General features: G+C 33.8%; 15 protein-coding genes. 3 read left to right on the top strand and 12 right to left on the bottom strand.

Translation table 11 applies throughout. The features are described from left to right. Positions 1-199 precede the first annotated feature (199 nt). Positions 200-1,060 (top strand): AraC family transcriptional regulator, encoded by an 861-nt coding sequence (locus BUB90_RS01010; RefSeq protein ID WP_073281826.1) that lies wholly within the window; start codon positions 200-202, stop codon positions 1,058-1,060. A 148-nt stretch (positions 1,061-1,208) separates the two neighbouring features. Here the strand turns inward: BUB90_RS01010 and BUB90_RS01015 are convergent, their stop codons facing one another. From BUB90_RS01015 to BUB90_RS01060, 10 genes are all read right to left on the bottom strand, one after another. Beyond that, positions 1,209-2,135, bottom strand: a complete 927-nt coding sequence (locus tag BUB90_RS01015) for a bifunctional riboflavin kinase/FAD synthetase (RefSeq protein ID WP_073281828.1) — start codon at positions 2,133-2,135, stop codon at positions 1,209-1,211. Between the two features lie 47 nt (positions 2,136-2,182). Further along, entirely contained in the window at positions 2,183-3,103 is a 921-nt protein-coding gene (truB, locus tag BUB90_RS01020) for a tRNA pseudouridine(55) synthase TruB (RefSeq protein WP_073281830.1), read from the bottom strand. Between the two features lie 27 nt (positions 3,104-3,130). Continuing rightward, the gene (locus BUB90_RS01025) at positions 3,131-4,096 is read right to left on the bottom strand and encodes a DHH family phosphoesterase (RefSeq protein WP_073281832.1); all 966 of its coding nucleotides are present in this window, start codon (positions 4,094-4,096) and stop codon (positions 3,131-3,133) included. Between the two features lie 368 nt (positions 4,097-4,464). Beyond that, positions 4,465-4,872, bottom strand: coding sequence for a 30S ribosome-binding factor RbfA (gene rbfA, locus BUB90_RS01030; RefSeq protein ID WP_073281835.1), 408 nt, complete (start codon positions 4,870-4,872; stop codon positions 4,465-4,467). A 73-nt stretch (positions 4,873-4,945) separates the two neighbouring features. Next, on the bottom strand, positions 4,946-7,642 hold the full coding sequence (gene infB, locus BUB90_RS01035; RefSeq protein WP_073281837.1) for a translation initiation factor IF-2: 2,697 nt from the start codon (positions 7,640-7,642) through the stop codon (positions 4,946-4,948). A 14-nt stretch (positions 7,643-7,656) separates the two neighbouring features. Further along, the gene (locus BUB90_RS01040; RefSeq protein ID WP_073282538.1) at positions 7,657-7,998 is read right to left on the bottom strand and encodes a L7Ae/L30e/S12e/Gadd45 family ribosomal protein; all 342 of its coding nucleotides are present in this window, start codon (positions 7,996-7,998) and stop codon (positions 7,657-7,659) included. Then, a complete protein-coding gene (gene rnpM, locus BUB90_RS01045; protein ID WP_073281839.1) occupies positions 7,994-8,269 on the bottom strand; it encodes an RNase P modulator RnpM in 276 nt (91 codons plus the stop codon). The genes BUB90_RS01040 and rnpM overlap by 5 nt, the downstream gene beginning before the upstream one ends. A gap of 33 nt (positions 8,270-8,302) precedes the next feature. After that, on the bottom strand, positions 8,303-9,373 hold the full coding sequence (gene nusA / locus BUB90_RS01050; protein ID WP_073281841.1) for a transcription termination factor NusA: 1,071 nt from the start codon (positions 9,371-9,373) through the stop codon (positions 8,303-8,305). Positions 9,374-9,416: 43 nt separating this feature from the next. Continuing rightward, positions 9,417-9,884, bottom strand: coding sequence for a ribosome maturation factor RimP (rimP, locus tag BUB90_RS01055; protein ID WP_073281843.1), 468 nt, complete (start codon positions 9,882-9,884; stop codon positions 9,417-9,419). A 331-nt stretch (positions 9,885-10,215) separates the two neighbouring features. After that, a complete protein-coding gene (locus BUB90_RS01060) occupies positions 10,216-11,247 on the bottom strand; it encodes a homoserine dehydrogenase (protein WP_073281845.1) in 1,032 nt (343 codons plus the stop codon). 187 nt (positions 11,248-11,434) lie between these two features. On the opposite strand from BUB90_RS01060, the gene BUB90_RS01065 reads away from it, so the two are divergent. Continuing rightward, positions 11,435-12,331: a LysR family transcriptional regulator gene (locus BUB90_RS01065; RefSeq protein ID WP_073281847.1), complete on the top strand. Its 897-nt coding sequence runs from the start codon at positions 11,435-11,437 to the stop codon at positions 12,329-12,331. A gap of 132 nt (positions 12,332-12,463) precedes the next feature. Here the strand turns inward: BUB90_RS01065 and BUB90_RS01070 are convergent, their stop codons facing one another. Continuing rightward, positions 12,464-13,015 carry a GNAT family N-acetyltransferase gene (locus tag BUB90_RS01070; RefSeq protein ID WP_073281849.1) on the bottom strand — a complete coding sequence of 184 codons (552 nt, stop codon included), beginning with the start codon at positions 13,013-13,015 and terminating at the stop codon, positions 12,464-12,466. Positions 13,016-13,250: 235 nt separating this feature from the next. Between BUB90_RS01070 and BUB90_RS01075 the strand changes: the two genes are divergently transcribed. Continuing rightward, complete coding sequence (locus BUB90_RS01075) at positions 13,251-13,787, top strand: hypothetical protein (RefSeq protein WP_073281851.1); 537 nt, start codon at positions 13,251-13,253, stop codon at positions 13,785-13,787. A gap of 101 nt (positions 13,788-13,888) precedes the next feature. On the opposite strand, the gene BUB90_RS01080 is transcribed toward BUB90_RS01075, so the two are convergent. After that, entirely contained in the window at positions 13,889-14,323 is a 435-nt protein-coding gene (locus BUB90_RS01080) for a GNAT family N-acetyltransferase (RefSeq protein ID WP_073281853.1), read from the bottom strand. Between the last annotated feature and the right edge of the window lie 18 nt (positions 14,324-14,341).

Below are 14,341 nucleotides of genomic sequence, written 5' to 3' on the forward strand. Positions count from 1 at the left end.
ATACAAATACACCTAAATCTCGGTATTTCGAGACATAAAACTTGCATATTTTGAACTTATGGAGTAATATAGTATTAATAAAAGACGAATTCTAACAGTTATCGTAATACACATTGATACTTACTCATTAATACGCAAATAATAGTAAGCACGCCTTAAGATCTTCCTATTATCATGAATAAAGAAGGATGAATAAACTATGAAAAAATATACTTCATGTAAACAAGCAATTGATCACTGTATTACCAATAAGTATTTTGCTGTTGCCTATCTATGCAACGAAGAAAAAACCATGGATATTCATATTCACGATTGTTACGAAATGTACTTCTCGATCACAGGTGGTAAACAGTTTCTCATAGACAACAAATTCTATGATATTGATTCTGGCGACCTATTCATCATCAATCAATTTGAGAGTCATTATCTTAGTAAGATTGATCAGATGATACACGAAAGAATAGTCGTCTCTATTCATCCTGACTTCATTAAGATGCTATCAACAGAAAACACCGATTTGTCTACCTGCTTTACCAAACGTACTCAGGGTTGTTCACATCGTCTTCATCTTACCGCAGAACAACAACAACGATTTTACTACTACATAAACAAAATCACTTCCATTGATAGTTATGGTAGCGATATAATTGAAAAGTCTTGCTTTATGGAACTTCTTGTTATGATTAATAGTATCTATACAGAAAACCTAAATCTTGATACTAATGTAAGTGATTATAAATACAACCAACAAGTGGAACAGATTATACAATACATAAATCAAAACATTTGCGAACCAATTACGATTGAATTTCTTGCGAAGCACTTTTATCTTAGTGATTCCTATATCTGTAGAATATTCAAGTCAGCTACTGGTACAACCATTAATAAATACATAACGGCTCGTAGAATCAGTATCGCTAAGTCGCTTCTATCCTCCGGAATGAGTGTAAGCGACGTATACTCACAAAGTGGTTTCAATGATTACAGTAACTTTTTGAAAGCTTTCACTAAAGCAGTTGGAGTTTCACCTAAAAAATACGCTTTATATAGTAATTCATAATTTTGAAAAAAGAATGCCCAGAGCAAATATATACTATCTGCTCTGGGCATTCTTCTTTTAGATTTTCTTTAATATTTGTAAATAGCAATTGTAATGCACCCGTTTATTCACTTCTTATATTCAGTCTCTTTATGTGACAGCCTCTTAATTATCGATTCATTTCAAAATATTTTTTACCAAAATCTTTGTCACGAAACATCTGTTCTTTCAATTCTTCTAAGCTATCATATTTATATTCACCGCGTTCAAAAGTATAGAAGTTAACTTTAATCACTTGTCCATATAAATCACCGTCAAAATCAAACAGATATGTTTCCACTCCAGGTCTTGTCTCACCACCTATCGTTGGTTTATATCCGATATTGGTGATTCCTTCGTATTTACCAAACTTTGTTTCAATCGTTGTTACATAAACTCCATTTGGTGGTAAAAGCTTTTCAAACGATGGATAGATATTTGCCGTTGGCATGGATAATAGCTTACGTCCAATTTGATTACCATGCACTACAGTGCCCTCAATACTATAGCATCTACCCAGCAAAGAATTCACTTTTTCCATATGTCCTTCTAATAATTCCTGACGAATTATTGTACTGCTAACTACTTGATCTTCCATGGCCACTTTATCTAACACAACCAATTCGTATCCATATACGCCTGATAGCTTCTCTAATAAAATCACATCACCTTTACGTTGATATCCAAAAGCAAAGTCACTTCCAACTACTACCTTTTTAGCACGTAACTTCTTACATAAAATCTGTTCAACAAAGGCTTCTGGCTGCATGTGTCTCATCTCATCATCAAGGGGATAGGTTATCATTACCTGAACACCTAAATCTTCAAGAAAATTCCTCTTTTCTTCTTCTGTAAGTAGATTGCCTTCAACATGATCCTTTCGAATTTTTTCTATAAAAGAAAATGTGAATACTACCGGTTTTAGTCCCTGTTTCGTACCTTCAAGAATTTCTCGAATTAAAAGTTGATGACCTATATGAATTCCGTCAAACTTTCCTAAAGTAACGGCTGTATCATATTCCAATGAAATCTCATCTTTATTCGTAATATACTTCATAAAAATTGCCCCCTGTTTCATGCATTCTTCAAATAGGCGACATCAACCTAATTAAGAAACATCTTAACTGGTTTTAGAATCGAAGCTCCCTGCCATTCATAGATTGCACTAAATTGTTCATCTATATTGTAGATTTTTACTTCTTTATGTTCACCTAACGAACTCTTTGCATCTTCTTTGTTTTTAATATGTTCTAGTTTCAACGGATTACCATTTGCCAAGAAACGATTCCCTACTTCATTCACATATACTTTGGGATACTGAGGAAACATGTCTTCAACAGGAATCACATGGTCCTCAAGTCTATCTTCTTGCTGCAACTTTTGAGCCTCTTCTAAGGTTATGGCATCTGCTAATAGGAACTTACTAACCTTAGTACGAACCAAACTCTTCATACAACCACCTGTTCCAAGAGCCTCACCAATGTCATGACATAAGGTACGAATATAGGTTCCTTTCGAACATTCTACTCTCATGCGAATCTCGTGACAATCATCCGTAAGTTTTATATCAAGAATTGTAATGCTGTGAATCGTAATCGGTCTAGGTTTTCTCTCGATAACCTTTCCCTCTCTAGCTAACTCATATAACTTCTTACCATTAACCTTTAATGCCGAATACATTGGAGGAATTTGTTCAATTGCTCCTACAAATGAATTCACCACTTCTCTTACTTGATCTTCTGTTACTTGTACCTCAGATTCTTGTAACACTTCACCAGTAATATCTTGTGTATCCGTTACTTTACCTAAAAGTAAAACTGTTTCATATTCTTTATCTTTATCAGTAAGTAAATCACATAATTTAGTTGCATTTCCAAGGCAGACAGGTAATACACCCGTTGCATCAGGATCTAATGTACCAGTATGACCGATTTTCTTTTGTCTTGTGATACCTCTAAGTTTTGCTACTACATCATGTGAGGTGAAGCCTTTCTCCTTATATATATTAATAATTCCATTAATCAATGTCTTCTCTCCTGCTACTAAAACCTATTATGCTTTATCTTGATTCCTTAATTGTATATCAATATGTCTAATGATATTATTGATTACATCATGCATAGCACCTTTCATAGAACAACCAGCAGCTTTAACATGACCTCCACCACCGAAATATACAGCGATTTTACTAACATCAACATCACCATTCGCACGCATACTTACTTTATACTCTTGAGACTCTGTTTCATATATAAAAACAGCAACCTCAACTCCCTTGGTGACACGTAATTGATCAATAATACCATCTAAATCCTTGGAAGTCACTCCATAGAATTCCATTATCTTTTTACTAAGTGTTGACACAATGCATTTATCATTAAGCACAAGAAAACTCTCAAGTAAACATCTTCCCAATATTTGATTTTGAAGATATGTCTTTTGATAAAAGCTTTCATCAATAATCTGCGCTGATAAAACACCTTTACTAAGTAACTTACCTGCAATCGTCATTGTTCTTTCCGTTGTATTGGAATGTTTAAATACACCTGTATCATGAACAATACCAAGATATAAAGCTTCAGCTGTTTTTAATGAAATCTTATCTTCATCAAATACTTCAAACATTAATTCACAAGTTGAACTCGCCTCCAAGCAAACATGATTTATCGCCGCAAACTTCGTATTACTTACGTGGTGATCAAAACAGATCGTATTTTTCGCATTCTCAAATATTGGTGTGGCATTCCCCAAACGATCTACACTACCACAATCAAGGGATAAGAATAAATCATAATGTTCAACATCAGTAGTATATTCTGTATTAATTTGATCTAGGTCCGAAATCATATTGAATGAATCGGATACTGACTCAAGAAATACATCGATACGTATCTCTGGTCGATTTTCTTTCAGATAGTGAAATGTTGCCATACAAGAACCTGTACAATCACCATCCGGCCGTACATGACCTGATATTGCAACCGTTTTCACACCTTGTAACATATCTAATAGTTTCATCAGTAACACCATACTTTCTTATTAGATTAATTAATGACTTATTATAATTGTTCTCACTCTGTTTTTAAATAGACTACAATATCAAAGTATCTTGTACCATAATACCATAATTTTTTTGAAAAATCTACTAATCAAACCTATCGCATGATCGTTAACTATGTTTTTCATTCCATTATAATATTCTCGCTGTTGGCCCAAGAAAAGGCAACCCTCATCAAGTGTCTTTACCTACAACTAATGAAGATTGCCCTTGGTCTAGGTTTGAATATTATCCAAACTATAGACTACCTATATGAATTTGTAGTGATGTTTGTGTTAACTTTGGGTAACTCTTCCTACTTATATCAGCAAACGAAAGAATTATTACTTTAGTTATCCGTATCTACATCTTCAACATCTTCAACATCATCTAAATCATCAACCATATCTTTATTCACGTCATCAATTAATTTTGACATGTTTACACCATATTCAATCGATTGATCCATAACAAATGTTAACTCTGGTGTATTACGTAGATTTACCGTCTTAGCTAATAGTGTTCTTAGGTATGGAGCAGCACTTCTAAGTCCTTCATAGGTAGACTGTTTCTTCTCTTCATCGCCTAAAACACTGATATATACTTTCGCATGTTTTAAATCTGGTGCCACTTCAACCGCAACAACAGAAGTCATTGGGCTGATTCTCGGATCTTTGATTTCTCTATTAATCAACATGCTTAATTCTTTTTGTACTTCACCATTAATTCTTGTGTTTTTAATGCTATTCTTTCTCATATAAACTCCATTTCCGCACGATGTAACCAAAAGTGCTCTACGATTATATCAGGAAATTGTAATAACTAGATTATTACTTTCTTGGTACCTCTACCATTGTATAAACTTCAACTTGATCCATCTCTTTCACATCATTGAATTTCTCAAAGACAAGACCACATTCATAACCCGCAGCAACTTCTTTTACATCATCTTTAAATCTCTTTAGTGATGCAAGGTCGCCATCGAAGATTACGATACCATCACGGATTATTCTTACTTGTGAACCACGTACAACTTTACCATCTAATACATATGAACCAGCAATTGTACCAAGTCCTGATGCTTTGAACACTTGACGTACTTCAACATGACCAAGTACTTTTTCTTCAAATGTAGGATCAAGCATACCCTTCATAGCCGCTTCAATATCTTCAATAGCATTATAGATTACGCGGTATAGACGTAAATCAACTTTCTCACGATCAGCAGTTACTTTTGCAGTATTATCAGGTCTTACATTGAAACCAATGATAATTGCATTAGAAGCACTTGCAAGAATAACGTCTGATTCATTAACAGCACCTACACCACCATGAATAATTCGAATTGCAACTTCATCATTACTTAGTTTTAGTAAACTTTGTTTTACTGCTTCTACAGAACCTTGAACATCAGCCTTAACGATAATGTTAAGTTCTTTGATGTTACCAGCTTGAATTTGTGAGAACAAACCATCAAGTGATAACTTAGATTTTGTATCTTCTAGTAATTTTTCTCTACTTTGCTTAATAAATGCTTCCGCTATAGAACGTGCTTCTTTATCATTGTCCATAGCCATGAATATATCTCCAGCACCTGGTACTTCATTAAGACCAAGGATTTCTACTGGTGTAGATGGGCCAGCTTCCTTCACACGTCTACCTTTATCATCAATCATTGCTCTAACTTTACCATATGCAGAACCAATTGCAATAGAATCACCAACTTTTAGGATACCTTTTTGAACTAATACAGTAGCTACTGGTCCTCTACCTTTATCAAGTTCCGCTTCTATTACAATTCCTCTACCTTTACGGTTTGGATTTGCTTTTAATTCGCACATTTCAGCAGTTAATAGTATCATCTCAAGTAATTGATCAATTCCTTCACCAGTGTGTGCTGATACAGGTACGAATACAGTATCTCCACCCCAGTCTTCCGCTATTAATTCATGTTCTGTTAATTCTTGTTTAACTCTTTCTATATTTGCACTTGGTTTATCAACCTTATTGATTGCAACTATAATTTGAATTCCCGCAGCTTTAGCATGGTTGATTGCTTCAACTGTCTGTGGCATTACACCATCATCAGCAGCTACTACTAATATAGCAATATCAGTTGATTGCGCTCCACGCATTCTCATAGATGTGAATGCTTCATGTCCTGGAGTATCTAAGAATGTAATCCTTTCATTGTTAACATTAACTACATACGCACCGATATGTTGTGTAATACCACCGGCTTCGTTGTTTGTTACGTGTGCTTTACGAATTGTATCAAGTAAAGATGTTTTACCATGATCAACGTGACCCATAACGCATACTACTGGTGGACGTTTTTCTAATAGAGCTTCATCCTCATCATCTTCTTTTAACAACTCTTCAATAACATTAACTTTCTCTTCTAATTCAGCGATAATTTCGAATTCTAATGCAATCTCTTCTGCTTCTTCAAAAGTGATTTCTTGGTTAATCGTTACAACTTTACCTTGTAAGAATAACTTCTTAACTAATACAGAAGCTGGCATCTTAAGTTTATCAGAAAGCTCTTTTATTGTTAACACTTCTGGTATGATAATAGTCTTAATTCCATCATCTTCAACTTCCTGTACAGGTGCTGGCATTATAAATTGCCCTTTCTTTGGTACCCCATTGTTGCTATTATTCTTGTTTGAATTATTGTTTGAATTATTGTTTGAATTATTGTTTCTATTATTGTTATAACCATTTCTATTATTTGAGTTATTGTTTCTATTATTGTTCCTATTATCAAAACGATTGTTTCTATTATTATTTTGGTTGTTGTTTGATGTATTGTTTTGATTATTATTACGATTATCGTTTGATCTATTTGTGTTATTACGATTATCGTTTGGTCTATTCGTGTTGGTACGATTATCGTTTGGTCTATTCGCGTTATTTACACGATTATCACCTGGTCTATTTGTGTTATTGACACGATTATCATTTGGTCTATTTGTGTTATTGACACGATTATCATTTGGTCTATTTGTGTTATTACGGTTATCATTTGGTCTATTTGTGTTATTACGGTTATCGTTTGGTCTATTCGTGTTATTTGCACGGTTATCGCTTGCGTTATTGAAACGATTGTTTGGGCGATTGTTATTATTAGTATTAGTGTTATTATTGTTATTATTATTGTTATTATTCATATTTCGATTGTCGTTCCTATTATCGTTTCTAGTATTGTTTTGGTTGTCAGTGCGATGGTATCCTTGACTACCTGTATTCTCATTGTTTCTTTGATTATTCGGTCTATTATTACTCATTCTTTGGTTATGAGAAGGCAAAACGTTGGTAGTCGTAGTTTCTACTCTTTTGGTTGGTTCACTTGCTTTAGCAGGAGCTGGAGCCTGATATTTATCACGAACCATATGAACTACATTGTCTTCAATACTATTCATATGACTGTTAACCTCAATTCCCTTGTCCTTCAAGAACGAAATAATATCTTTACTTGATTTATCTAATTCTTTCGCTAATTCATAAATTTTAATTTTCGACATACTTACTACCTCCGCTATTCCACTACATTTTTAAGTTGCTTTTGTGTTGCATCAGCCAAACCCTTATCAAGCATTGCTAAAGAAGCTCTCATCTCTTTACCCATTGCATGACCTAGCTCTGTTTTCTCACCAAAAAAGTAAATTGGCACTTTATAGTAAGTACACATATTGGTAAACATCTTTTTGGTATTATCTGACGCGTCTGAGGCTACGATAACCACTTCTGCTTTATGTTCTTTAACAGCTTTCTCAGTAGAAAACTCTCCACTTGCGACCTTTCCGGCCTTCGTTGCTATTCCAATATAGGATAGAATCTTGTTCTTCGTATTAGGGTCATACTGTACTTCGGTATTAATTTGTTCCAAGATCTATCAACTCCTTTTCTAATTGCTCATACACTTCTTTTGGAATGCTTACTTTTAAAGAACGTTCTAAGCCTTTGCTTTTTACCGCTTTAGAAAAACACTCTAAGGAACTACACATATAGGCTCCTCTTCCATTTTTCTTTCCTGTTGCATCGATAACGATCTCATCTTCCGGTGTTTTAATAACCCGAAGCATTTCTTTTTTTGTTTTCATTTCACCACACCCGACGCATTGTCTTAGTGGTATTTTTTTTGTTTTCATTTAATCACTTCCTAAGTGTATTACGATTTTATTCTATTCCTCATTAAAGGATTCTCTTTGTTCACTAGTACCGTAAACTTGAGTTTCACTCTTAATATCAATCTTATAACCAGTTAATCTAGCTGCTAATCTAGCATTCTGACCTTCTTTACCAATTGCAAGTGATAATTGATAATCTGGAACAACTACATTAGCTGTTTTTTCTTCAATATTAACATCTACTGAAACAACTTTAGCTGGGCTTAATGCATTCTCAATTAGCACAGCTGGATCATCACTCCAGTTAATGATATCGATTTTCTCACCTCTTAGTTCATTAACGATTGCATTAACTCTAGCTCCGTTAAGACCTACACAAGCGCCTACTGGATCAACATTAGAATCATTAGAATATACTGCCATCTTCGTTCTTGAACCAGCTTCTCTTGAGATACTCTTGATTTCAACTGTACCATCTTTAACTTCTGTTACTTCTGCTTCGAATAATCTCTTAACTAACTCTGGATGAGTTCTTGATACTGTTATTCTTGGACCTTTTGTTGTATCTTTTACTTCTAATACATATAACTTAATACGATCTGTAGGTTTAAAACGCTCTCCTCTAACTTGTTCATTCTCTGTTAAAACAGCGTCAACCTTACCTAAATTAATACTTACATTATTGCCTACATAACGTTGCACGATACCAGTAACGATATCTTTTTCCTTACCATAATATTGATTGAAAAGCACTTTTCTTTCTTCTTCACGAATCTTTTGCACTACTACTTGTTTTGCCTTTTGAGCCGCAATACGTCCGAAGTTTTTAGGTGTAACTTCAACGTGAACAATATCACCTAAGTTATTCTTTGGAAATCTAAGAATTGCTTCCGCTTCGCTAATTTGAGTAACTTTGTCCGTTACTTCCTCAACGATTTCTTTTTCAGCGTATACAGTAACTTCTCCAGTTTCTCTATCAATGTTTACACGGATATTGTCTGCTTTTCCAAAATGATTTTTACATGCAGCAACCAATGAATTTTCCATTGCCTCAAGCAAGATTTCTTTGCTTATGTCTTTTTCCTTTTCAATTTGATTTAAAGCATCAATTAATTCTGAGTTCATTATTTTCCTCCACTTTCTAAACTTCTACGTTTCATGTAATTTATTAAAAATCAAGTGCTAATCTAACCATCGCAACATCAGATCGATTTAATGTCATTGTATTCTCATCTTCAAGTTCAATTGTAATTGTATCTTTATCGAATGCTGTTAATATTCCAGCGAATTCTTTTTTCTTATCGATTGCCTTATATAGTTTAAGCTCTACTTCTTCACCAATGCTTTTGGCAAAGTGCTTATCTTTCTTTAATTGTCTTCCTAGACCTGGTGAACTAACTTCTAGAATATATGCATCGTCAATAAAATCTTTCTCATCTAGTAAATCACTTAGTGCTCTACTTACTAATTCGCAATCATCTATTGAAATCCCATCTTCTTTATCGATGTATGCACGTAGATACCAGTTTCCTACTTCTTTCACATATTCCACATCATATAACTCAATATTATTCGCTTCTAATATTGGTGCTAGAAGACGCTCAGTTAATGCTTCATATTCTTCTCTCTTTGCCATAAAAACACCAGCTCCTTTTCCATTCTTATATCTAAAACAGTTATTTATTCTTTCATACGTTATTATAACATTCAAACATCTTTTTTATTATTGGCTTGAATATAACAATTCGTAATGTCTATAGCATAATGAAAGAGTGGACTTGCGCCCACTCTTATTGCAATCTTATTTCAACAACAGTTACATTGTAACATTATTCCATGGCAAAAGCAAGTACTTTATTTAAAATTAATAAAAGTGGTCTTTACTTCATATTTAAAATTGTATTATATATATAGTATAACTAAAATTGGTACTACAATTCCAGTGTATAGTCTGCTGTTTTATTTTTTTACAATTCAAAAGTATCGCCAGATAGACAATTGCATCCTATCGGTTTTATCTCCTCAAATCTATAATTACTTTGTACTACATCAATCAAATCATCAAACATAACAGATGCTGTTTCTCTTCCCCCTGCTCCTTTTCCATAGTATGCTCGCAAACCACTGTGCTTACTCTCTACAAAGATCATATTGTAATTCTCACTAACATTTTTTAGCATGCTATCGCTTTTTAAGATCTGAGGTCCAACAAAGCAATTAATATCATCTTGCATCGTTTTCTCCGCATAAAACACCTGTCTTATTATGGGTTCCTCCCGATTGGTACTTTCATCGTTTATATTCTCAATAGATACTGGATTAACATCGTTACAATCTACATCTACTTTCATACCGAGCCTTAATAATATACGCATCTTGTTAAGGGTATCAAAGCCCAGTATATCTTCGGAGGAATTGTTTTCAGCAAACCCTTTTTCTTTTGCTTGTTGCAATGCCTCGTCAAAAGTAATCTTTTTACTTTCCATAGCTGATAGGATATACGTAGAAGTTGCATTCACTATTCCATAGATCTTTGTTACTTCATCCCCTTTTGACATCTGCATTAAACTTCTACAGATTGGGATACAACCTCCTACAGAAGCTTCAAATCTTAACTGAACATTATATTGATTTGCAGCTTCGATAATCTTCGTTCCATAAACAGCTAGACACTTTTTACTAGACATAACAATATGTTTTCCATTATGTATGGCGCCCATAACGGCATCATATGTTTCTTCCATTCCTGCTCCACCCATACATTCGATACAAACTTGGACATTTGGATTCTCTACTATCTTTGTCACATCAGTAGTGAGATAAATGTCGCTCGTATCAACATCTCTTTTCTTAGTAATATCTCTTACATATACCGACTTAGTCAAAAACTCCATACCATAAACTTCTTCTACATAATCCTTGTTTTCCTTGATATAAGATAAAACTTGTGACCCTACAATACCTAAACCAAGAAAGCCTATCCCTATTACTTTACTCATACCCTTCATCCCTTCCTAAATTAACTTGATATATTAATGAAAGTATAGTACCATCAAACTATACATAAGTAAAATTAATACTTTTTATGATTTGGATAATTTTTTTTGATATCTATCAAAAGTAAGTAGTTTTTCTATAGGAATTTTGTCAATTATAAAATCATCTAACTATACAAGGAGTATGTTTATGGAAATCAGAAATATTATTTCTTTTATGAAAATTGCAGAAACCAATAGTTTTTCTAAAGCCGCAACCGCTCTTGGTTACACACAATCAAATGTCACTATGCAAATTAAGCAATTAGAATCCGAACTTGGCACTATATTATTCGATCGAATAGGAAAACAAACTACGCTTACTGAAAACGGTAGAGTATTCGCAAAGTATGCTATGGAAATATTGACATCTGTAGATAACGCAAAACTTGCCCTCACTAACAGTTTGGTTCCTTGTGGTGAAATTAAAATCGGAATCTTAGAGTCCCTATGCATTACGTATATGCCTGAAATCATCAATAGATTTCATCTAGCCTATCCTGCTGTTAACACAATTATAAAAATCGGAACTTTTGAAGAACTTTCTTTCCTTTTAAACACAAATCAAATCGATTTATTATGGACATTTGATGACCCAATTACTAATGAGAATTGGATTAAAGAGTTCGAATATCCAAATCAAATATGTATCCTAGCAGCACCATCAAATAACATTTTATTAGAAAAGGAAGTATCCCTTGCATCATTTACTGACGAAACTTTTATCTTTACCGAAAATGATTGCAGCTATCGCAATGCGTTTCAACAACTACTTACCTCTTCTAAAATACCTTATAACACATTTATGGAAATAGGTAATACTGAAATCATCAAGAAATTTGTTGCTTCTGGATTATGTCTTTCTGTTTTACCTGAATTTACAATTCAGTCGGAATTAAGTCTTGGAACGATTCAAGTAGTACGCCTCCCTGAATTTCAACTAGTAATGTATGGACAAGTTTTCTATCATAAAAACAAATGGATTTCGCCAGCAATGAAAGCCTTCCTAGCTGAACTGCCCCTTCATCTTAATAAGCCCTGCATATAACGTTATCCATTTATTCCTCATAATTATATAATGAGTTGAATCTCGTATTTACACACTTAATTTTACTATGGATTATATGACAAGCTATGTCCTATTGAAAAAATTGGATATCTGTTATTAAATATCTAATTCCTATTTCAATAATACATATGAATAATCCTTTTCTACCGTACCATTTATAGTTTTATACTCTCCTTCACCGTAAAACTTGAAACCACTTTTTTCAATTACTCGCTTTGATTGCTCATTCCATACAAAATGTCCTACCGTAAGGAAATCAAATGCTAGATCCTCGAAACAATACGACACAACTCTATGTACAGCCTCTGGTATCAAGCCTCTTCCCCAATAGGACTTGCTAAGAACATACCCTAGTTCACGACCTTTTTTGTTGACAAAATTATCAGTGAACTTATTTTCATTGTATTCTTCTATTCCTAACGAACCAATAACCTTACCATTTTCTTTCAGCTCTAAAGCAAACGTTTTCTTTTCCTTGATAAATAAATTTATTATTTCTCTGGATTCCTCTTTAACTTCATGTGGTATCCAACCAGCCATCTGTCCCACGCCATCTACAGATGCATATTCATAAAAATCATCTACATCTGTAATTCTCCATGGTCGTAAATACAAACGTGGAGTTTCTAAAATAGTTTCTGATAAATCAACTTTCGCATTCATAGCATCACCTCCCAAATTGATTACTTAAATAATACGATAATCCCCCTTTTATTTTAAGCCTTTTCTAAAATATTAATCATCCTCTCCTCAAACCGTTCACACAAAAAACATATTTCATTCACATTATACACACAATTCGAGTCTATTCTTTACAGTTGTAAAACAAAACACCAAGCCGAATAACTCTAACAATGAGAATACTCGACTAATTCTAAATTTTGAAAGGAGAACTCTTATGAGAAATTCTAAATTCACAAAAAAAATATTCGTTTTAGGTGTATCAGCTACACTTGTCGCAGGTACTATGGTAGGTTGTAGTAGTAACAAACCAAATAATAATGCTACTTCTAATACAACGAACTCTACTACCAACGATACAAGCACTACTAATACAACTACAAATGGCAGTACTAACGACACTTCTACAGATACCGCTTCCAGCGATACTACCAGTACAACAAACACTGCAGAATCAACAGACACTACAACGTCAACTGATGAAGCTGCTACGGAAGCTCAATATGTAAAAGTTCAAAGCTTCGATGGAACTACTGTAACTGCATTAAAAGGTGAACTTCCATCTGATGCTACAACTTTTACCGTAGGAACAGAAACAGTTACTTTCAAAGTAACAGATACAACTACAATTTCGGTAGAATCTGCAAACGGTACAACTACTGGAACATCAGATCAAATTACTTCAGACTCTATTCTTGAAATTTCTTTAGATGCTAACAACAATGCAACTGCTGTTATTGTTAAAAATCTATAATGTACAGTATTAAGGTGAGTTTCAACTCTAGAACGCTTTAACAAAAGAGTTTGTTGTAAAATATGCGAAAATAGCGTATTTTACAACAAACTCTTATTCTATTATAACCATTGAATAAACGCCGTTTTATCCTTCTTATTGTATCCAGCTTCCTCATAGAACTTAAGTGTACTCTCCTCTTTTGCCCCAGTCAGAAGCATTAACTTATAGCAATTCTCTTTTATTGCAATTTCTTTTGCATAATGTAGGCAGTCTGTAGCTAATCCCCTTTTACGATACGATATATCCGTTATTACATTTTCCACAAACGCATAGGGTTGTTGATTATGTGTTAAATTGGGAACAATTACACATACACAAGAAGAAACGATTCTCCCATCTTCCTCCGCAACTATGATGTGATGATCTTTATCATCCAATATTTTGTTCCACAGTTCATTAATGTCTTCCGATTCTTCAGGCATCGGATTATCATGTAATTGCATATAAAGTCTCATTAATCCAGTATAATCATCATTATTGATTTCCCTAATCATACAATCCCCCCTAATCTT

Source organism: Anaerosporobacter mobilis DSM 15930 (assembly GCF_900142955.1).
GTDB lineage: Bacteria > Bacillota > Clostridia > Lachnospirales > Lachnospiraceae > Anaerosporobacter > Anaerosporobacter mobilis.

What these genes read in the sequence shown, in the direction of transcription:
- BUB90_RS01010 (WP_073281826.1), top strand. Translation starts at nt 200, where the DNA reads ATGAAAAAATATACTTCATGTAAACAAGCAATTGATCACTGTATTACC.
- BUB90_RS01015 (WP_073281828.1), bottom strand. Translation starts at nt 2,135, where the DNA reads ATGAAGTATATTACGAATAAAGATGAGATTTCATTGGAATATGATACA.
- BUB90_RS01025 (WP_073281832.1), bottom strand. Translation starts at nt 4,096, where the DNA reads ATGAAACTATTAGATATGTTACAAGGTGTGAAAACGGTTGCAATATCA.
- rbfA (WP_073281835.1), bottom strand. Translation starts at nt 4,872, where the DNA reads ATGAGAAAGAATAGCATTAAAAACACAAGAATTAATGGTGAAGTACAA.
- infB (WP_073281837.1), bottom strand. Translation starts at nt 7,642, where the DNA reads ATGTCGAAAATTAAAATTTATGAATTAGCGAAAGAATTAGATAAATCA.
- rnpM (WP_073281839.1), bottom strand. Translation starts at nt 8,269, where the DNA reads ATGAAAACAAAAAAAATACCACTAAGACAATGCGTCGGGTGTGGTGAA.
- nusA (WP_073281841.1), bottom strand. Translation starts at nt 9,373, where the DNA reads ATGAACTCAGAATTAATTGATGCTTTAAATCAAATTGAAAAGGAAAAA.
- rimP (WP_073281843.1), bottom strand. Translation starts at nt 9,884, where the DNA reads ATGGCAAAGAGAGAAGAATATGAAGCATTAACTGAGCGTCTTCTAGCA.
- BUB90_RS01060 (WP_073281845.1), bottom strand. Translation starts at nt 11,247, where the DNA reads ATGAGTAAAGTAATAGGGATAGGCTTTCTTGGTTTAGGTATTGTAGGG.
- BUB90_RS01065 (WP_073281847.1), top strand. Translation starts at nt 11,435, where the DNA reads ATGGAAATCAGAAATATTATTTCTTTTATGAAAATTGCAGAAACCAAT.
- BUB90_RS01070 (WP_073281849.1), bottom strand. Translation starts at nt 13,015, where the DNA reads ATGAATGCGAAAGTTGATTTATCAGAAACTATTTTAGAAACTCCACGT.
- BUB90_RS01075 (WP_073281851.1), top strand. Translation starts at nt 13,251, where the DNA reads ATGAGAAATTCTAAATTCACAAAAAAAATATTCGTTTTAGGTGTATCA.
- BUB90_RS01080 (WP_073281853.1), bottom strand. Translation starts at nt 14,323, where the DNA reads ATGATTAGGGAAATCAATAATGATGATTATACTGGATTAATGAGACTT.